Annotated in this window: 16 protein-coding genes; 2 read left to right on the forward strand and 14 right to left on the reverse strand. The window is 65.9% G+C overall.

The features are described 5' to 3' along the window. Positions 1–16: 16 nt before the first annotated feature. The 4 genes from gltX to CDI09_RS10470 all read right to left on the reverse strand — a co-directional run bounded on the left by gltX (position 17) and on the right by CDI09_RS10470 (position 4,482). Positions 17–1,354, reverse strand: coding sequence for a glutamate--tRNA ligase (gene gltX, locus CDI09_RS10455; protein ID WP_078526550.1), 1,338 nt, complete (start codon positions 1,352–1,354; stop codon positions 17–19). A 141-nt stretch (positions 1,355–1,495) separates the two neighbouring features. Continuing rightward, positions 1,496–1,861, reverse strand: a complete 366-nt coding sequence (locus CDI09_RS10460) for a hypothetical protein (RefSeq protein WP_078526548.1) — start codon at positions 1,859–1,861, stop codon at positions 1,496–1,498. 16 nt (positions 1,862–1,877) lie between these two features. After that, positions 1,878–3,047, reverse strand: a complete 1,170-nt coding sequence (locus CDI09_RS10465) for a beta/alpha barrel domain-containing protein (RefSeq protein WP_078526546.1) — start codon at positions 3,045–3,047, stop codon at positions 1,878–1,880. A gap of 31 nt (positions 3,048–3,078) precedes the next feature. Beyond that, positions 3,079–4,482, reverse strand: coding sequence for a class II 3-deoxy-7-phosphoheptulonate synthase (locus CDI09_RS10470; protein WP_078526544.1), 1,404 nt, complete (start codon positions 4,480–4,482; stop codon positions 3,079–3,081). 310 nt (positions 4,483–4,792) lie between these two features. Between CDI09_RS10470 and CDI09_RS10475 the strand changes: the two genes are divergently transcribed. After that, positions 4,793–5,140 (forward strand): hypothetical protein, encoded by a 348-nt coding sequence (locus CDI09_RS10475; RefSeq protein WP_110571318.1) that lies wholly within the window; start codon positions 4,793–4,795, stop codon positions 5,138–5,140. Between the two features lie 167 nt (positions 5,141–5,307). Here the strand turns inward: CDI09_RS10475 and gorA are convergent, their stop codons facing one another. Together gorA and CDI09_RS10485 are read right to left on the reverse strand one after the other, a co-directional pair. Then, on the reverse strand, positions 5,308–6,705 hold the full coding sequence (gene gorA, locus CDI09_RS10480; protein WP_078526541.1) for a glutathione-disulfide reductase: 1,398 nt from the start codon (positions 6,703–6,705) through the stop codon (positions 5,308–5,310). Between the two features lie 133 nt (positions 6,706–6,838). Beyond that, positions 6,839–7,717, reverse strand: a complete 879-nt coding sequence (locus tag CDI09_RS10485; protein ID WP_078526539.1) for a ferredoxin--NADP reductase — start codon at positions 7,715–7,717, stop codon at positions 6,839–6,841. Positions 7,718–8,011: 294 nt separating this feature from the next. Between CDI09_RS10485 and CDI09_RS10490 the strand changes: the two genes are divergently transcribed. Beyond that, on the forward strand, positions 8,012–10,480 hold the full coding sequence (locus CDI09_RS10490; RefSeq protein WP_078526537.1) for a helicase-related protein: 2,469 nt from the start codon (positions 8,012–8,014) through the stop codon (positions 10,478–10,480). Between the two features lie 97 nt (positions 10,481–10,577). Here the strand turns inward: CDI09_RS10490 and serS are convergent, their stop codons facing one another. The 8 genes from serS to CDI09_RS10530 form a co-directional block, all read right to left on the reverse strand. Beyond that, the gene (serS, locus tag CDI09_RS10495) at positions 10,578–11,843 is read right to left on the reverse strand and encodes a serine--tRNA ligase (RefSeq protein ID WP_078526535.1); all 1,266 of its coding nucleotides are present in this window, start codon (positions 11,841–11,843) and stop codon (positions 10,578–10,580) included. Continuing rightward, entirely contained in the window at positions 11,843–12,652 is an 810-nt protein-coding gene (tatC, locus tag CDI09_RS10500) for a twin-arginine translocase subunit TatC (RefSeq protein WP_078526533.1), read from the reverse strand. The genes serS and tatC overlap by 1 nt, the downstream gene beginning before the upstream one ends. A gap of 7 nt (positions 12,653–12,659) precedes the next feature. After that, complete coding sequence (gene tatB / locus CDI09_RS10505; protein WP_078526532.1) at positions 12,660–13,220, reverse strand: Sec-independent protein translocase protein TatB; 561 nt, start codon at positions 13,218–13,220, stop codon at positions 12,660–12,662. Between the two features lie 78 nt (positions 13,221–13,298). After that, the gene (gene scpB / locus CDI09_RS10510; RefSeq protein WP_078526530.1) at positions 13,299–13,994 is read right to left on the reverse strand and encodes an SMC-Scp complex subunit ScpB; all 696 of its coding nucleotides are present in this window, start codon (positions 13,992–13,994) and stop codon (positions 13,299–13,301) included. Beyond that, the gene (locus tag CDI09_RS10515) at positions 13,994–14,851 is read right to left on the reverse strand and encodes a segregation and condensation protein A (protein WP_078526528.1); all 858 of its coding nucleotides are present in this window, start codon (positions 14,849–14,851) and stop codon (positions 13,994–13,996) included. The genes scpB and CDI09_RS10515 overlap by 1 nt, the downstream gene beginning before the upstream one ends. Positions 14,852–14,860: 9 nt before the next feature. After that, positions 14,861–15,835, reverse strand: a complete 975-nt coding sequence (locus CDI09_RS10520) for an SPOR domain-containing protein (RefSeq protein ID WP_078526526.1) — start codon at positions 15,833–15,835, stop codon at positions 14,861–14,863. Next, positions 15,832–17,637, reverse strand: coding sequence for an arginine--tRNA ligase (gene argS / locus CDI09_RS10525; protein WP_078526524.1), 1,806 nt, complete (start codon positions 17,635–17,637; stop codon positions 15,832–15,834). Before argS ends, CDI09_RS10520 begins: the two co-directional genes overlap by 4 nt. Positions 17,638–17,749: 112 nt before the next feature. Beyond that, positions 17,750–18,214, reverse strand: coding sequence for a hypothetical protein (locus tag CDI09_RS10530; protein ID WP_078526522.1), 465 nt, complete (start codon positions 18,212–18,214; stop codon positions 17,750–17,752). Positions 18,215–18,337 lie beyond the last annotated feature (123 nt).

The following is an 18,337-nucleotide window of genomic DNA, read 5'->3' on the forward strand; positions in this document are numbered from 1 at the left end:
CCGGGCCTTTTTCGTATCAGCGTGCTGCGATCTGGAGCCGGTCGGCCACGCGGGCGCGGCCCATGAGTGGCAGCAGGTCGCGCATTTCAGGCCCGCTATCCTCGCCCGTCAGCGCCAGGCGCAGGGGGTGGAACAGGGCGCGGCCGCTGCGCTCCGTGCGCTCTTTCACCGTCGTGGTCCATGTTTTCCATGTGGTTTCATCCCACGGCTCCGCAGGCAGCGACTCCAGTGCATGCAGCAGGAAGGGGCGGTCCGCCTCATCAATCACTGGCGGCACGATCTCGCCCGCCACCACATCCCACCAGTGACGCAGTTCGCCTGCCATATCCACATTGCCCCGCACGGCCAGCCAGAAGGCTTCGGTCGCCCCCTCGGGCAGGCGGGCGCGGATTTCCTCAAACGGCATGGCGTGCATGATGCGGCGGTTCAGCCCCAGCAACTGCCGCATGTCAAACCGCGCCGCCGCACGCGAGACACGGCCAAGGTCATAGGTTGCAGCCAGTTCATCAAACGAAAGCGGTGCCGGATCATCCGCGCTGCCCAGGCGGGCAAGGTAGGAGACGATGGCCGAAGGCTCGACCCCATCCTGCCGCAATGCGCGAATCGAAAGCCCGTCGAACCGCTTGGACAGCTTGCCCCCGCCCTCATCAAGCAGGAGCGGCAGATGCGCGAAGGTGAAGCGGTTGCGTTTCGCCCCCAGCGCCTCGGCAATGTCGATCTGCACGCCGGTATTGGTCAGGTGGTCCTCGCCACGGATGATGTGGGTAATGCCCAGTTCCATGTCATCCACCACCGAGGCCAGCGTGTACAGCACCGTGCCATCGGCCCGCACCAGCACGGGGTCGGAAATGGCAGGCAGCTTGACCCGGCACGCCCCCATGACAAGGTCGTTCCATTCCACCGTGCGATGATCGGATAGTCTGAAGCGCCAGTATGGCACCTTGCCATTGGCCTCGGCCTGCGCGCGCTGCGCGGGGGTCATGCGCAGCATGGCGCGGTCATAGACCGGCGGCTTGCGCATGCGGATGCGGGCCTCGCGCTTTGAAGCCAGCTCCTGCTCGCTCTCGAAACACGGATAAAGCCGCCCGCTGGCCTTGAGAGCCTCGATGGCCAGCGCGTAGCGCTCCAGCCGGTCGGACTGGCGCACGAATTCATCCCAGCCAATGCCCAGCCAGCGCAGGTCATCGCACAGGGCCTGAACGTATTCCTCCTTCGAGCGGGTGCGATCGGTATCGTCAATCCGCAGCAGGAAGCGGGCCTTGTGGCGGCGGGCGAACAGGGCATTGGCAATGGCCTGACGCGCATTGCCAACATGAATCAGCCCGGTCGGGCTAGGCGCAAAACGGAGTTTCATGCCCCTTATATGCGGCGATTACGCCCCAAACGCCAGAGAACACGGCGGCTCCTGCCTTCTGGAACAGATAAAAGTTTTTGGGGGTCGCCTTTTTTCAAAAAGGCGGCGTTCCCTGAAGCTTTTATCTGCCCTGCTAGGCTTTTACGCCTCGTCCTCATCATCGCCCCGGCGCGGATCGAAGGCGCGCCAGTCGCGTTCCATGGGTGTGGCTGCATGGGCTGCGAAATCATCAAGTTCATTGGCCGAACGCCAGCCCTGCTCGCCCGCTTCAAGCACCTCCGCGTCCTCGCCAAACGCGAACCAGGCCTTGAGGATGTCGGCTGCCGACAGACCGGCCATGCGGCAGCGCTCGATGCTGTCGCGCACATAGGCGCGTGCAAAGGCGTTGGCCTGGATCAGGTCGGGAAAGCCGCCCACCTCCTCGACAATATTATCCTCGGCACCGCCTGACAGGTCGATGATGCGTACGCGCCAGCCGCCCTCGGGGGCAAAGATGTTTTCTGACAAGATTAGAAGCCTTTCGTTATTCCGGGTCGTGTGGCGTGCGGCGCAGCAGGAACTCGCGCCCCGCCTTGACCCGTGGCACGTTGTCATACGCCACGATATCCGCCGTAGCATACGTCTCGGACCAGCGGTCAGGGATGAACGAACCCGTGCCGATTACATCCACCGGGGCATGGGCATCGGCCATGCTCAGGCATTTTTCCACGCTGAACCCTGATGAGGCGATGATGCGCACATGCGGGAAGCCCGCCTCGTCCAGCACCTCGCGCATGCGCCAGATGGCCGCAGCCGAGACCCCGGTGCCCACAAGGTGGCTGAGTTCCTTGTCCGAGCGGTAGCGCCGGATGGTGCCCGGCGTGTGGCGCTCGAGCACGTCATAGGAGGATTGCGGGTCCAGCCCTTCCAGAAAGCGGCCGCCATGCGTGTCGAGCCGCACGGCCAGCCGCCCCTGCGCCGCAAGTTCGGGGAAGTGCCGGCACACTTCCAGCGCATCCGTCACCTCGCGGCCAAAATAGTCAACCAGCACCACCAGGTCCATTGAGGGATAGACCTCATGGAACATCTCGGCTGCCCGCAGGGTCGAACCCGCATAGCCCACCAGCGCGTGCGGCATGGTGCCCAGCCCATGCGTGGTGCCAAAATAATGCGCCGTCGCGTCATTCGCGCCGCCAATGAAGCCATGCGCCCCTTCCTTCTGGGCGGCATGGCTGCCAACGGAGGCGGCATAGGCCATCTGCTCCTGCATGCCAAAGCCCGCGCAATGGCGGGCCTCCATGGCCAGAAAGCGCACATGGGGCAGCGCCATGGCCATCTGGTAGGCATTATGGGCGGCGACACAGGCCGGGCCGAGGCGCTGGAGCACCAGTGTCTCGAGCGGGGCAAGGGCTGCAAACGAGCCGGTTATGTAGGCCAGCGGCTCGCCCGCCCCCACCCATGTGCCCTCGGGGTAAAGAAGCGTGGTTTCAATGGTGATGCCGCGCGCGCTGCCGACCGCGCGCAGCCACTCGGTCATGAGCCGGGGGGCGGAAATGACGGGGCGGCGCAGGAAGATGGCGTAAGTGACCTTCCTGTCGCCAAAATGCTCCACGATGGCGCGCGTGCGGTTGAAATACGCATCCGTGCGGGCTGCGATCATGTCATCCGCCGCGCTGGCCAGCCTGTCACGGCCAGCCGGTTCACCCTGGGTCATTTGCCCTCCCTTCCCGCGTTACGGGGCGGGGTCAGCGTGCCCCGCCAGCCATCCGGTGCATCCGCGTCTTCAGTTCCTCGGCCAGACGGAATGCCATCTCCAGTGACTGTTCCGCATTCAGGCGCGGATCGCAAAAGGTTTCATAGCGTTCGCCCAGATCATCTTCCGTCAGGCGGTGGGCGCCACCGATGCATTCGGTCACGTTCTGGCCCGTCATTTCAAAATGCACGCCGCCGGGGCTGGCGCCCGCAGCCTCGAACACATCAAAGAAACCGTGGATCTCGGACAGGATGGCATCGAACGAGCGGGTCTTGACCCCTGTCGAGGTCGAGCTGGTATTGCCGTGCATGGGGTCGCACAGCCATGTAACCGTGCGGCCCGTGGCCATCACTTTCTCGAGCAGCGGCGGCAGGTGGTCGCGCACCTTGCCCGCCCCCATGCGCGAGATGAGCGAGATGCGCCCGGCCTCATCGGCGGGGTTGAGGATGTCGAGCAGCTGCTCGAGGTCCTCGATGGTGGTGGAGGGACCAACCTTGATGCCGATGGGGTTGCGCACCCCACGCAGGAACTCGACATGCGCGCCATCGGGCTGGCGGGTGCGATCACCGATCCACACGAAATGGGCCGAACAGTCATACCATTCGCCCGATGTCGAATCGATGCGGGTCAGCGCCTGCTCGTAAGGCAGGAGCAGGGCCTCGTGCGAGGTGTAGAACTCGGTCTCGTCGATCTGGGGCGTGGTGGTGGCGTTCAGCCCGCACGCCGCCATGAAGTCCAGCGTCTCGCCAATGCGGCCAGCAAGCTCGCCATAACGCTGCGCCAGCGGCGAGCGCTCGACAAAACCAAGGTTCCAGCGATGCACCTCATGGAGGTTGGCATAACCGCCGCTGGCGAAGGCGCGCAGCAGGTTCATGGTGCCAACCGACTGGAAGTAGCCAGTTTCCATGCGCTTCGGGTCGGGAATACGCGCGGCCTCGGTGAAGTCGGAGCCGTTGATGATGTCACCGCGATAGGACGGCAGGGTCACGCCGTCCTTCGTCTCGGTATCCGATGAACGCGGCTTGGCGTACTGGCCTGCCATGCGCCCGATCTTGATGACCGGCACCTTGGCGCCGAAGGTCAGCACCACCGCCATCTGCAACAGCACGCGAAAGGTGTCGCGCACGATATCGGCGGTGAATTCGCTGAAGCTCTCGGCACACGCGCCGCCCTGCAGCACGAAGGCCTGCCCCGTGGCGGCCTTGGCCAGATGGGCGCGCAGGCGGCGGGCCTCACCGGCGAAAACCAGCGGGGGGTAACGGCGCAGGCGGGCCTCGACGCCGCTCAGGGCTGTCTCGTCGGGGTATCGCGGCATCTGCCGCGCGGGAAACGACCGCCAGCTCTCCGGCGTCCAGGCCTGCCGGGAAGAACTGTTGTGGCTGTGCGTCGCACTCATGGGTCGGATCCTAATTCCTCTTGATACAAGACAGTCCTTTCCGCCTGCCAGGCGGAAGGGCCGCCTTTATGTCGAAAAAACCGGCATATGGCAAAGCCTGTTCGCGGCGCTTTGTGATATCGGCGGCCGGGCAGGCATCATGAATGTTGCATGGCGGCCACAAGTCAGGCTTCCTGCGGCCCTGCGGGGGTCGTATTGCGCGACGGGACCGCCCATATGTAAAAGAGGTATGGTTGGCCTGCCACGTCACCGCTTCCCTTAGCAAAAAAGCCTTGGCATGCTGCCCCCTCAGGTAAAAGGATTACGGATCATGGCCACCTCACGTGGGAAACTCATAACCGCCCTCTCGGCCGGGCTGTGCCTGTTGAGCGTGACGGCCATGGCCGCCCCGGCCAGCCAGGACGACACCAGCAGCAGTTCCGATCAGGACCGGATGACCGTTCACGGCCAGCGCGGCCATCTGCCGCCCGGCTATGAGGAAGCACCGTCGATGGAGCTCAACCACGGCCCCGACCCCGACCATCTGGAGCACGTGCATCGTGACTCGGTCACGGGCACGGACCTGTCGCGCTTCGGCACGGCCTACCAGAGCAGCGGCATCAACGGTGATGGCCAGCTTGGCGATTCCACCGGCAATGGCTGGGTGGCTCCGCGCTGAAGCGCGATGCAGCATCAGACATAAAAAAAAACCGCTGCCGGGTCTGACCCGCAGCGGTTTTTTATTGGGCAGGGCCTGAATCCGGAGAGACGTTTTGGGTGAAGCTTTTTTTCAAAAAGCTTCAAAAGACCCTGCCTAAAAAAAAGACGTCCCCCCATAAACTTTTATTATTCGGAACGCGGCGTGACCCGCGTGCGGGTACGCATGGTCACGAATTCCTCCGCCGCCGTGGGGTGAATGCCGATTGTGCGGTCCCAGTCGGTCTTCTTCAGCCTTGCCGTCACGGCAACGGCCAGACCCTGCATGATCTCGGGCGCGTCATCACCCAGCATGTGGGCCCCCACCACAACCTGGCTGGCCTGATCGACCACCAGCTTCATCAACGTGCGCTGCGCGCGCCCGCTCAGCGTGTTGCGCATGGGGCGGAAGCGGCTGACATACACATCCACATCCCCTTCCTTCGCGGCCTCAGCCTCAGTCAGGCCAACGCTGGAGAGCGTGGGGGTAAAGAACACCGCCTTGGGCGTGGTGGCATAGCACCACTCGCGCGGGGATGCCTTGCCAAACAGGCGGTCGGCCAGATTATGGCCCTCGGCAATGGCCACCGGGGTCAGGTTAAGGCGGTTGGTCACGTCGCCTATGGCATAAATGCCGGGCACCGTCGTCTCGCTCTTGTCATCAACGATGATGCGCCCGTTCTCCTCCATCGCCACGCCAAGCTGCGTCAGCCCCAGCCCGGTCACCTTGGGGTGGCGGCCGGTGGCGAAGAACACGCAGTCGGTCTCGATGCGGGTGCCATTATCAAGATGGACCACGAAGCTGCCATCAGCCTGTTTTTCAATGGCGGTCGGCGAGGTCGCGACATGCTGGCGGATGCCGCGCAGGTCGATCGCATCATGCAGGGCGTGGCGCAGATCGGCATCGAAGCCACGCAGCGGCAGGTTTTGGCGGTAGACCAGGTCCACCGTGGAGCCAAGCCCGCGGAAGATACCGGCGAACTCCACGCCAATATAACCACCCCCCACCAGGCACACGCGCCTGGGGCGCTCTTCAAGGTGGAAAGCCTGATCGGACGAGATGGCATATTCCACGCCCGGCAGTTTGGGCAGGGTGGGCGTGGAGCCGACCGCAATGACAATACGCGCGGCAGTCACGCGGCGGGGGGCTTCATGCGGGGCGAGTGGCGAGGGGTCAATGCGCAGGGTGTGCGCGTCCTCGATGGTGGCATGGCCGGTAAACAGGGCCACGTCGGCCTTTTCCAGCATCGAGACATAGATGCCGTTGAGGCGTGCGATCTCGCGGTCCTTGGCGGCGATGAGGGCGGCCCAGTCATTGTGGCCGCGCTTCGTGTTCCAGCCAAAGCCGTGGCTGTCATCCACCCAGTCGCCATAGTCGCTGGCCTGCACCATCAGCTTCTTGGGCACGCAGCCCAGATTGACGCAGGTGCCGCCCCAGTGGCGGCTTTCAGCCACGGCAACCCGCGCCCCGTGGCTGGCGGCAATACGCGCGCAGCGCACGCCACCGGAGCCCGCGCCAATGACGAACAGATCAAAATCATAACTCATGCCGGTTGTGCATCCTGTCTCGGCCGGACGGGACACAGCACGCCGCATTCCGGCAATGACCCGCCATGCGCGTGGCGGGGCCAATAAAAAACCCCGGCCATGGCGGAATGGCCGGGGAGTGGTGTGGGCGGGATCAGCGTTCGGCGAACGCCTTTTCCACCACGTAGGCGCCGGGGTGGGAATTGTTGCCCTCGTCGAAGCCGCGCTCCTGGAGCATCTTCTCGGTATCGGCCAGCATCTCGGGCGAACCGCAGATCATCACGCGGTCATGCTCGGGGTCGAGTTCGGGGATGTTGAGATCGGTGAAGATCTTGCCCGTCTCGATCAGCTTGGTGATGCGGTCGGTTACGGCAAATTCCTCACGGGTCACGGCCGGGTAGTACAGCAGCTTGCCCTTCACGTCCTCGCCAAGGAACTCATGCTCGGGCAGTTCGTGACGGATGTGGTTGGAATAGGCCAGCTCACCCGAAATGCGCACCGTGTGGCTCAGGATCACGTGCTCGTAACGCTCATAGCATTCCGGGTCCTTGATCAGGCTCATGAAGGGCGCAAGCCCCGTGCCGGTGGACAGAAAATACAGGTTGCGGCCCGGGCGCAGGTTATCAAGCAGCAGCGTGCCCACGGGCTTGCGACCGATCAGCACCTTGTCACCCACCTTGACGTGGCGCAGGCGCGAGGTCAGCGGGCCATCGGGCACGGCGATGGACAGGAATTCGAGGTGGTCCTCGTAATTCGCGCTGGCAATGCTGTAGGCGCGCAGCAGCGGCTTGCCCTCGACCTCGATGCCGATCATCGTGAACTGGCCGTTCTCGAAACGCAGTGCAGGGTCGCGCGTGGTGGTGAAGGTGAACAGCCGGTCGGTCCAGTGATGCACGGACAGCACGGTCTCGGCATTCAGGTGGCCGTATTCCTTGGTGGGTTCGGCAAGGTGGAACACGCCGGGCTGTCCCTCGACCGGGGCGAGGCCGGTGAGCATGGTCTCGCTGGTTGGCATAATCAACGTATCGGACATCTGGTTATCACTCTCCCGGCTGGATATGACGCAGACACAGGATTTCCTGCAAACATGCGCCGCCCACAACGATATGACTAAGGCGGGCATGTTTAGGCCATCCACAACGTGGATTTCCAGCACAAAACAAACATATCACGCACCAAGGGCGGCTGAACCTGCCGCATAAGGCGCGTTTCAGGGCACGCCTGTCATGCCAGACGCGTACGATCGGGGCTTCTATTCAATGATTTCCCATGTCGATGCAAGCCGGAGTCCATTGTCCCCGCCGCATGGATGACGCACATAGGAAACATGAGTTCAGAATTTTCCGATCGCGACGCGTCTACCGCAGCCCCTGCCGCGCTGGCGCTTGATGCAGCCATCGCCGCCACCGGCCTGCATGTTGAAACCCGCGAGCGCCCCAAGCTAGAGCGCGTGATCGCCCGCCAGCTTGCCCCCGGCGCTGACCGGGTGGATGACGCAACCTTCCGCGCCGCCCTGTGCACCGTGCGCCGCAAGCCATGGGGCTCGCGCCTGATGGACCTGACCCGCCGGGCAGGCCAGGTATGGGTCACCCGTGCGGATACCGAGACGGCCGCCAAAACGGTCGATACCCCCGCCCCGGACGACGCCACCCTGCTCGCGGCCCTGACGCCCGTGCTGCATGAAAAACTGCGCACCCAGGGCGAGACTCCGCAGATGGCGGTGGAGAATATCCGCTCCGACCTGTTCGATGGCACGGGGCGCATGCTCTCGCCCGGTGAACTGCACACCCTGGCCGTGGCCGTGGCCGATGCGTTCGGCCTGCCCGACCCCGCGGCCTTTGCCGCCAGCCTTGATGCGGCGGAAAGCAGTCGCCGCGACCGCGATGCCCGCATAGAAGACACGGCGCGCGCCCGCCGGCGCGAGGAAGTGCAGCGCCTGCGTGAGTGGGAAAAGAGCCTCGTGCCCTTCAGCGACGTGCCCGGCCTGCTACGCTGCTCGCAGCGCGAGGCCCTGCGCTGGATTGCCGAGAACCGCCTGCCCGTCGCCCGCCGCGTGCCGCAGGCGGACGGGCAGGAACGCTGGGAGTTCGACCCCTCCGAACTCATGGCCCTGCGCCAGAACCTGCCGCAGTGGCGGCGCGAGGGGCCGGAAAGCGACAGACGCGCCCCGCTGGCACCCGACCTCGGCAACAGGCGCGTGGGCAATGCCGTGATTGCGCAGGTGGCGGCACTCGACCGCTACGCAGCCCATTTCCGCACCGCGCGCGCGCTCAACCGCCGCATCACGCTGGTGACCGGGCCAACCAATAGTGGCAAGTCGCATACCGCGCTTGATGCGCTGGCCCGGGCCGAGAGCGGGCTGGCGCTGGCCCCCCTGCGACTGCTGGCCCATGAGTTCCGCGAGTCGCTGACCGCGCGCGGCGTGCCGACCTCGCTCGCCACCGGCGAGGAGCGCATCGACGTGCCCGGCAGTCGCCACCTTGCCGCCACCGTCGAGATGTGTCCGCTGAACAACCCGGTCGATGTCGCCATCATCGACGAGGCCCAGATGCTCACCGACCCCGACCGGGGCGCTGCGTGGACGGCCGCCATCATGGGGGCACCCGCGCGGCACCTGTTCATTCTCGGCGCGCCGGACTGCATTCCCATGGTCCGGCGCATTGCCGAGCTGTGCGGCGACCCGGTGGATGAAATCCGCCTCGAGCGCAAAAGCCCGCTGGTCGCGGCCGAACGCGCGGTCAGCCTGCCCGAGTTGCAAAAGCATGATGCGCTGATCGCGTTTTCGCGCCGCGAGGTGCTCGACCTGCGCGCGCTGCTGCTCGCCCACGGCAAGCGGGTGGCGGTCGTGTATGGCGCGCTCAGCCCCGAAGTGCGCCGGGCCGAGGCGCAGCGCTTCAATAATGGCGATGCGGACATCCTGATCGCGACTGACGCCATCGGCATGGGGCTGAACCTGACCATCCGCCGCGTGGTGTTCGCGGCCCTGCGCAAATATGACGGCAACCAGACCCGCGACCTCAACCCGCAGGAGGTCAAGCAGATCGGTGGCCGCGCCGGGCGTTTTGGCAAGCATGAGCAGGGCATCGTGGCCGTGCTGGAGGGGGTGGGCAGCCCGTCCTTCATCCGCGCCATGCTGGAAGCCCCGCCCCAGCCGATCGAGGACATGCGCCCGCAGGTGCAGCCCGATGCCGACATCGTGCAGGCGGTCGCCGCCGAGATCGGGTCCGACAGCCTGTTCGGCGTGCTGGTGCGCATCCGCCGCGCGGTGCTGCGGCGTGATGATCCCAATTACCGCCTGGCCAACATGGAGCAGGCCTTTGCCATCGCCACCGCCCTTGAAGGTGTTGCGGACCTGACACTGGCCCAGCGCTGGGTCTATGCCATGTGCCCGGTTGATGACCGCGACAACGGCATCCAGCGCCTCGTGCACTGGGCGGCGGACCATGCGGCGGGCAACAGCGTGCCGCCACCGGGCACGGGCCGTCTGCCGCCTGCCGAACGCGCCGAGCGCACGGAGCTTGAACGCGCCGAAAAGCGCCACAAGCGGCTGGTGGCGTGGCGGTGGCTGGCGCTCCGCTTCCCCGAGACTTACGTCAACCGCGAGGATGCGGAGGAAACCACGGCACGGCTGAATGACTGGATCGAGGACGTGCTGCGCCAGCAGAGCGTGCGCGCCCGCGCCACCTCCGCCTCACCCTTCCGCCCCGACAGCCGCGCCAACCCGCCGGGCCGCAGGGGGGCCAACCGCGATGGTGGCCCGCCCAAGGGCAAACGCCCCCACCGCAAGCGGCGGTAAGCAGAACAGAAGTTTTTGGTGAAGCTTTTTTCAAAAAGCTTCGAAAAGAAGCCGCCTTTTTGAAAAAAGGCGGCACCCAAAAACTTCTATCCTGTTTTTAACGGATAACTTCAATGCCACCCATATAAGGCCGCAGCACCTCCGGCACGGTGATGCTGCCATCCTCGTTCTGGTAGTTTTCCATCACCGCGATCAGCGTGCGGCCCACGGCAAGGCCGGAACCGTTAAGCGTGTGCACGAAGGCGGGCTTGCCATCCGCCACGCGGTAGCGGGCATTCATGCGCCGGGCTTGGAAATCGCGCGTGGTGGAGCATGATGAAATCTCGCGCCATGCCTTCTGGCCGGGCAGCCATGCTTCAAGGTCGAAGGTCTTGGCCGCGCCAAAGCCGGTATCACCCGCGCAGAGCAGCAGGCGGCGATAGGGAATGCCCAGCTTCTCCAGCACCATCTCGGCACAGCGCGTCATGCGCTCGTGCTCGGCGTCACTCTCCTCGGGCGTGGTGATGCTGACCATCTCCACCTTCTGGAACTGGTGCTGGCGCAGCATGCCGCGCGTATCGCGCCCCGCAGCCCCCGCCTCGCTGCGGAAGCATGAGGAAAGGGCCACCAGCCTGCGCGGCAGCACATTGGCAGGCAGGATCTGGCCCGACACGCTGGCCGTCAGCGGCACCTCGGCGGTGGGGATGAGCCAGCGGCCATCTTCGGTGCGGAAGGACTGGTCGGCGAATTTGGGCAGCTTGTCGGTGCCGTACATGGCCTCGTTATTGACCAGAACCGGCACGGCTGTTTCCTCGTAGCCGTTATCGGTGGTGTGCAGGTCGAGCATGAACTGGCCGAGTGCGCGCTCCATGCGGGCCAGCGCGCCACGCAGCACCACGAACCGCGCACCCGACAGGCGCGATGCGGTCTCGAAATCCATCAGGCCCAGCGCCTCGCCCAGTTCGAAATGCTCGCGCGGGGTAAAGCTGAATTCGCGCACCACGCCGTTGCGGTGCACTTCCACGTTCGCACTTTCATCCGCCCCCTCGGGCACGGAAGCATCAAGCTGATTGGGCAGGCGCTCGAGCGTGCCGCGGATCTGGCCGTCAAGCTCGGCAACCCGGGTCTGGAGTTCTTCCATCCGCGCCTTGCCGTGGGCCACGCGCTCTTCAAGGGCTGCGGTATCCGCGCCGGATTTGCGTAAGGCTCCGATCTCTTTGGATATCTTCTTGCGGCTGGCCTGAAGCTCCTGCAGTTCGGTCTCGGCGGCGCGGCGCTCCGTGTCCAGCAGCAGCACGCCATCGGCCACGGCGGGCGCCCCGCGCCGTTTCAGGGCGGCGTCAAAGCCTGCGGGGTCGGCGCGTAGGGCACGCAGGTCGTGCATCAGGGGGTCTCCTCGGTTTCTTCAGGCGGTCTGCGCGGCTCGACAAGGCGGGCGCAGAAAATGGAAATTTCGTACAGCCCGATCAGCGGCACGGCCAGGCCGGTCTGGGTAATCACATCGGGCGGGGTCAGGATGGCGGCGGCCACGAACGCGCCCACATAGGCGTAGCGCCGCACCTTCGCCAGTCCCTTTGACGTGACCAGCCCCACGCGGGCCATCAGCGTCAGCACCACCGGCAGCTCGAACGCCATGCCGAACGCCAGGATCAGCTTCATCACCAGCGAAAGGTATTCCGATACCTTGGCCTGAAGCTCGATCTGCAGCCCGTCCTGCCCGTCCGCCGTCTGGAACGACAGGAAGAACTTCCACGCGGCGGGGAAGATGAAATAATAGGCCAGCGCCGCCCCCAGCGCGAACATGATGGGGGTCGCGACAAGGAAAGGCGCAAAGGCCCGCTTCTCGCTCTTGTACAGGCCGGGTGCGATGAAGATCCACGCCTGCACCGCCACCATGGGGAAGGACAGGCAGGCCGCGCCAAAGAAGGCGACCTTCATGTAGGTGAAAAAGGCCTCGTACAGCGCGGTATAGATCAGGTGCGGCTGCTCGCCCTTCTGGCGCATGATGTCGCCCAGCGGCCTGGCGAGGAAGAAGTAGATCTGCTCGGAATAGTAATAGCAGACCGCAAAGCACGCCACGAACGACACCATCGACCACAGCAGCCTGCGCCGCAGTTCGACAAGATGCTCGAGCAGCGGCATGGGCTGGTCATCAATGGCGTCCGGGTTCGGGTTTTCGTCGTGGGCGTCCATCGTGTTCCTATTCCTGCCCTGCGGGGGTCACGCCAACGCGCTGGCCACGGTGAATGACCCGGACCGGCGGCAGGAAGGCGGGCGGTGTGAGGCGCGGCAGTTCGGCGGCAATGCGCCGGGCGGTGCGCGGCGGCAGGAAATCGGGCGCATCGGGGGCGTCCACCTCCTCCGGGCTGTCATCGACAAGGGGGGGGATGTAATGGCGCGAGGGAATGGCCTGCTCGGGCAGGGATGACGCAGGCGTTGCCACCGGCGCCGCCATGGCGGAATGCGCCGCCTCATGCGTATCATCAAGCGAGCGGCGCAGGGCGCCATCCCCATCGATCGCGCTCATGATCTTGTCGCGCACGTTCATGCGCTTGAGCCTGCCAAGCTGGTCACGCGCCTCGGTCAGGTCAGCCTCGCGCACCATTTCATCCACATGCGACTGGAACTCGGTGGCAAGCCCCCGGGCCTTCTTGATCAGCCCGGTTACGGTGCGGATGGCGACAGGCATGTCCTTCGGCCCGATCAGCAGCAGGCCCACCACCCCGATCAGGGCAAATTCAGACCATGCGAAATCGAACATCAGCCGTTCCTTCCCTACCGCGCCCGCCCCTTGCGGCGCGCGCAGAACCGTACACCATCATCGTGCCCCGCACACCTATCACGCCCCGGGCGCGTCAGGAACCTCATCCGGCGCATCATCGCCACCCTGTGCTGCGGGCAGGCCACCGGGTGGCTCGGGGGCTGCATCGGGCACGTCCACCAGCAGTTCCTCGCGCCGGGGCAGGTCGCCAAGGTCCTTAAGGCCGAAATGCCGCAGAAACCCGTTTGACGTACCCCACAGGATCGGACGCCCCGGCACTTCCTTGCGGCCCAGCGGCATGATCAGTTCGGCCTCGAGCAGGGTGTCGAGCACCTGCTGGCTCAGGCTCACGCCGCGAATTTCCTCGATCTCGGCGCGCGTGCAGGGCTGGTGGTAGGCGATGATGGCCAGCGTTTCCATGGTCGAGCGCGCCAGCCTGCGCGGGCGCGGCATCACGCGCGTCAGGCGCGGGGCAAGGTCGGGGGCGGTGCGGAACTGCCAGCCCCCCGCCACCTCGACAAGTTCCACACCGCGCCCGGCATAGTGCGCGCCAAGGGTGGCCAGCGTTGCCGCCACATAGGCATCACGGTCGGCGGTGTCATGCGGAATGCCGCCCTGCGCGCCGAGCACCTCGGCAATGGCGCGGGTGCTGAGCGGGTCGGCGCGGGCAAAGATCAGCGCCTCGACAAGGCGCAGCGAAAAATCCCGCACCGTGATTTCTTCCACCACGGCCTGCACCGGCGCGATGAGGTCAGGCTGTTCGGGGTCGTTCATCAGGGCCTCTCCCCTTCAGGTTGCATTGGGGCGGCGGGGTCTTCCGCCATCCGCTCACGTAGCAGGATACGGCCAAACTGTTCCGCCTGCCGCAGTTCGATCGTGCCGTTGCGCGCCATCTCCAGGCTGGCCAGCAGCGTGCCCGCCACGGCGGCCCGGCGGCCGGTCTCGGCCAGGGGGCCTGCCCCGTCCGCCGCCGTGGCGGGGGGCAGGAAGGCCTCAAGCCCGCACCAGTCCACGGGCATGAGCGTGCCCAGCATGCGCCGCAGCCGCGCCAGCGCGTCCTGCACGGTCCAGAACCGTGGCGGGCGCGGCTGGTAGGTGGCCTTGCGCGCGCGCCGCCGCATGGCCGCCATATAGCCGCGCATGAGCTGCGGCACATCCACCGCCAGCCCCGAGCGATCGATCTCAACAAGGCTTTCGGGCTGCCCGCGTTCAAACACCTCATGGCCAAGCTGGTCGCGCGCGCCAAGCCACCGCCCCAGCTGCACCATGCGCTCAAGCTCGAGCAGGCGCTCGTGCAGCAGGGCGGCCGCATCCTCGGCATCGGTGTCCGCGCCGTCATCCTCGGGCAGCAGCAGGCGCGACTTGAGCCAGGCCAGCCATGCCGCCATCACCAGCCAGTCCGCCGCCTGCTCCAGCCGCACGGCGGGAATGGACCGCACCACCGCCAGAAACTGCTCGACAAGCTGGAGGATGGAAATACGCCACAGATCCACCTTCTGCGCCCGGGCGAGTTCAAGCAGCAGGTCCATAGGCCCGTCAAACCCGTCGAGATGCACGATGGGCGAGGTCGGCTGCCCCTGCGTGGAGGCAGGCGCGTCAGCCGCCCGCCCCGCCTCCGCTGGCTGGGTCATGGGGTGCGCTCAGGAATGGACCGGTTCACACGGCAGGCTTTTGGCCTTGACCTTCTCGCACACCGATGCGGCCTGCGCCTTGCTCAGCCCCTTGATGCGCAGGCGGTAGAACGTCTTGCCACTCCGCTCCGCCCTGATGACGGCAGGCTGGTAGGAACCGAACACGCCGGGATAGCGGCTGAGCAGTTGGCTCCAGTTTTTCAGTGCCGCCTCCTGCGAATCAAGGGCGGCAAGCTGCACGCTGTAGGCGCCATTGCCCTCATTGAGCGCGCGCGGCACCGGTGCTGGCAGGGTGGCGGCGGGCGCCTCCTCGGCCTGCCTGACCGGTTCCGCGGGTTTCTGGGCAGCCTCCTGCGGGGCTGGCGTGGAAGGAGCAGGCGTCTCGGCCGGGGCGGCGGCGGGCGCAGGCGGCGGGGGCGCATTGCCGCCATCGGCGCTGTCGCTACCCGGTGGCGGGGCGTACTGCCGGGCCATGGCATCGGGCTGGGGCTGCTCGGGCGGGGGCGAGAGGCGCATCACGCCACCATCGGCGGCCATGCCATCGCCCGCGCCCAGGATCTGCATGCCACCCGGGTCGGCGGGCTTGACGCGCACCGGCCCCGGCGGCGGACCGAGCACCGCAATGCCACCTTCATGGTGGCCGAACAGCGACCAGCCGCCAATCGCCACGACCAGAACGCCGCCAAGCCCCGCCGCGCCATAGACCAGCTTGCGCGTGAGCGGGTCATCGCCGAGCAGGCTGCTACCCGCGAAGCGCGCCAGAAGGGCCTTGAAATCGGTGCCGCCCCTGCCGCCACGGGCGGCCGTGCGCGAGCCAATGTCATCGGCTGGCTCCATGGGCGAGCGCGTGTTCAGGTCGGGGTTGGAATCAGCCCCCATGCGCTCGCGCGTGGCGGGGCGCTCGGCATAGGGATCGGGTGCTGCGGGGCTGTCCCGGAGATCATCGGGACCACCACTGCGCGGCGGGGTATCGTCAGGACTCATCGCATCTCCTCGACCGGCTGCACGCCGAGCACGTTCAGGCCCGAACGCAGCACGGTTGCCGTCGCCTCGACAAGAGCAAGTTTCGTGCGGGTTGCGGCCACGTCATCTTCCTGCACGAAGCGCAGGGTCGTGTCATCCTTGCCCCGGTTCCACAGTGCATGGAAATCGGAGGCCAGTTCATTGAGATAGAACGCAATGCGGTGCGGCTCATGCGCGGCTGCCGCCGCCTCGACCATGCGCGGCCACTGCGCCATACGCTGCAGCAGGGCCAGTTCCGCATCGGCGCGCAGCCCCGACAGGTCGACTGTTGCAAGGTCGGCGGGCGTAAGGCCACCGGGCAGCCTGCCCGCATTGGCCAGGCCTGCCGCGGCCCGCAGCACCGAGCAGCAGCGCGCATGGGCGTACTGCACGTAAAAGACCGGGTTGTCGCGGCTCTGGGCCACGACCTGATCGAGGTCGAATTCCATCTGCGCATCCGCCTTGCGGGTGAGCATGGTAAAGCGCACCGCGTCACGCCCCACCTCGTCAATCAGGTCGCGCAGGGTGACGAACGTGCCCGCGCGCTTGGACATGCGCACCGGCTGCCCATCACGTACGATGCGCACGATCTGACACAAAAGCACGTCAAGCACCGGGCGGCCATCGGTGGCCAGCGCCGCCACGGCGGCCTTCATGCGGGTGATGTAGCCGCCATGGTCCGCGCCCCATACATCGACCAGCACATCGGCACCACGGCGGATCTTGTCGGCATGGTAGCCGATATCATTGGCGAAATAGGTGTTTGACCCGTCAGACTTGCGTAAGGGGCGGTCCACGTCATCGCCAAATTCGGTGGAGCGGAACAGGGTCTGGGGGCGGGCTTCCCAGTCATCGGGCAGCTTGCCCTTGGGGGGCTCGAGCACGCCTTCGTAAATCAGGCCCTTTTCTTCCAGCCTTGCTATGGCGCGGTCCGTCTCGCCATCAGCCAGGATCTTCGCCTCGCTGGTGAACACGTCATGATGCACGCCAAGGGCGGCCAGATCCTCGCGGATCATGCCCATCATGGTATCGACCGCCTCTTTCTTCACGGTCTCGAGCCACAGGGCAGGATCGGCGGGCTTCAGGCCAGGGGCTGCAAGGCTGTCACCATGCCTGCGGGCCAGCGCCTCGCCCACGGGCACCAGATAGTCGCCGCCGTACTGGATCGCGCCACCGGGCACCACGGCTGCGAATTCCTCTTCCGTGATGGTGGTGTGCAGCGCCTGCAGGTAGCGCCAGTACGTGGCCCAGGCCAGCGCGATCACCTGTGCGCCGGCATCGTTGATGTAATATTCCTTTGTGACCTCATAACCCGCCTTGGCCAGCAGGTTGGCCAGCACGTCACCCACCACGGCGCCGCGGCAGTGGCCCACATGCATCGGTCCGGTGGGGTTGGCCGAGACATATTCCACATTCACCTTCACGCCACGGCCTGCGCTGCTCGTGCCGTAAGCCTCGCCCGTGCGCAGCACGTCACGCGCCACGGCCTGCCACACGGCGGGGGCGAGGCGCATGTTGACAAAGCCAGGGCCCGCCACCTCGGCCTGCGCAATGCCGGGCACGCTGGCGAGCGCCGTGACCAGTTCAGCCGCAATCTCGGCCGGGCGGCGGCGGGCCGCCTTGGAGATGACCAGCGCCGCATTTGTCGCAAGGTCGCCATGGGCAGGGTCGCGGGTGGGCGTGACCTCGACGCGCTCAAGGGCTGCTGGGGGCAGGTCGGGCATGATGGCGCGCAGCGCATCGCGCACATGCGTAAGGTAACGGGCGAACAGACTGTCTGACATGCGGCTTGGTTTCCCAACAGATAACGGTAACGGACCCTGTGGCCCGGCATTGTATGGCCCGCCGGCATCGCGCAAGGAGCGGTGGCAGGCGGATGATCGTGCTGCGCGTGTTTCACCCCGGCGAGGACAGGTCCGTCAACCGTCGATATTTCTCCATCGCGCAGCGATCGGTCATACCGGCAGTATAATCGGCCACCACCCGGCACGCACCTGCCATGTCATCCCGCGCGCGTGCGGCAAGGGCGGGTGCGCTGGCGCCATCGGGCAGCAGGGTCTTGTCGGTGCCAAGGATGGTAAAGATCGATTCGACCGTAAGCCGCGCCTTGCGTGCCATGCGGTTGATACGCCAGCGGCGGTACGGCCGCGCGTACGGGAAGTGGCGGATGGCCAGATTGGCCTCGTCCATGGCGGGGCTGCAGGCCACTGCGGGGCGGCCAGCGTGGCGGATGTCATCGGCGCTGCGGGGCGCAAGGCGGGCGAGGTTGCGCTGCCACGGGCTGCGGATGGGGGCTTCGGCCTCGGGGTGGAGCCTGCCACGGGCCGTAGCGGTCTGGACAGCGTAGGGTGCAGTGCTCATATAGGATCAGGACCAAGCCATGGATGAAACGGCGCAAGCCATACCGCCGTACATCCATAACCCGCCCGCAGCCCGCAGCCAACATGAAGTGGCGCCGGCCTGCGTGCACAGATCATGGTGAAA

The sequence above is a fragment of the Komagataeibacter nataicola genome (assembly GCF_003207795.1).
Taxonomy (GTDB): Bacteria; Pseudomonadota; Alphaproteobacteria; order Acetobacterales; family Acetobacteraceae; genus Komagataeibacter; species Komagataeibacter nataicola.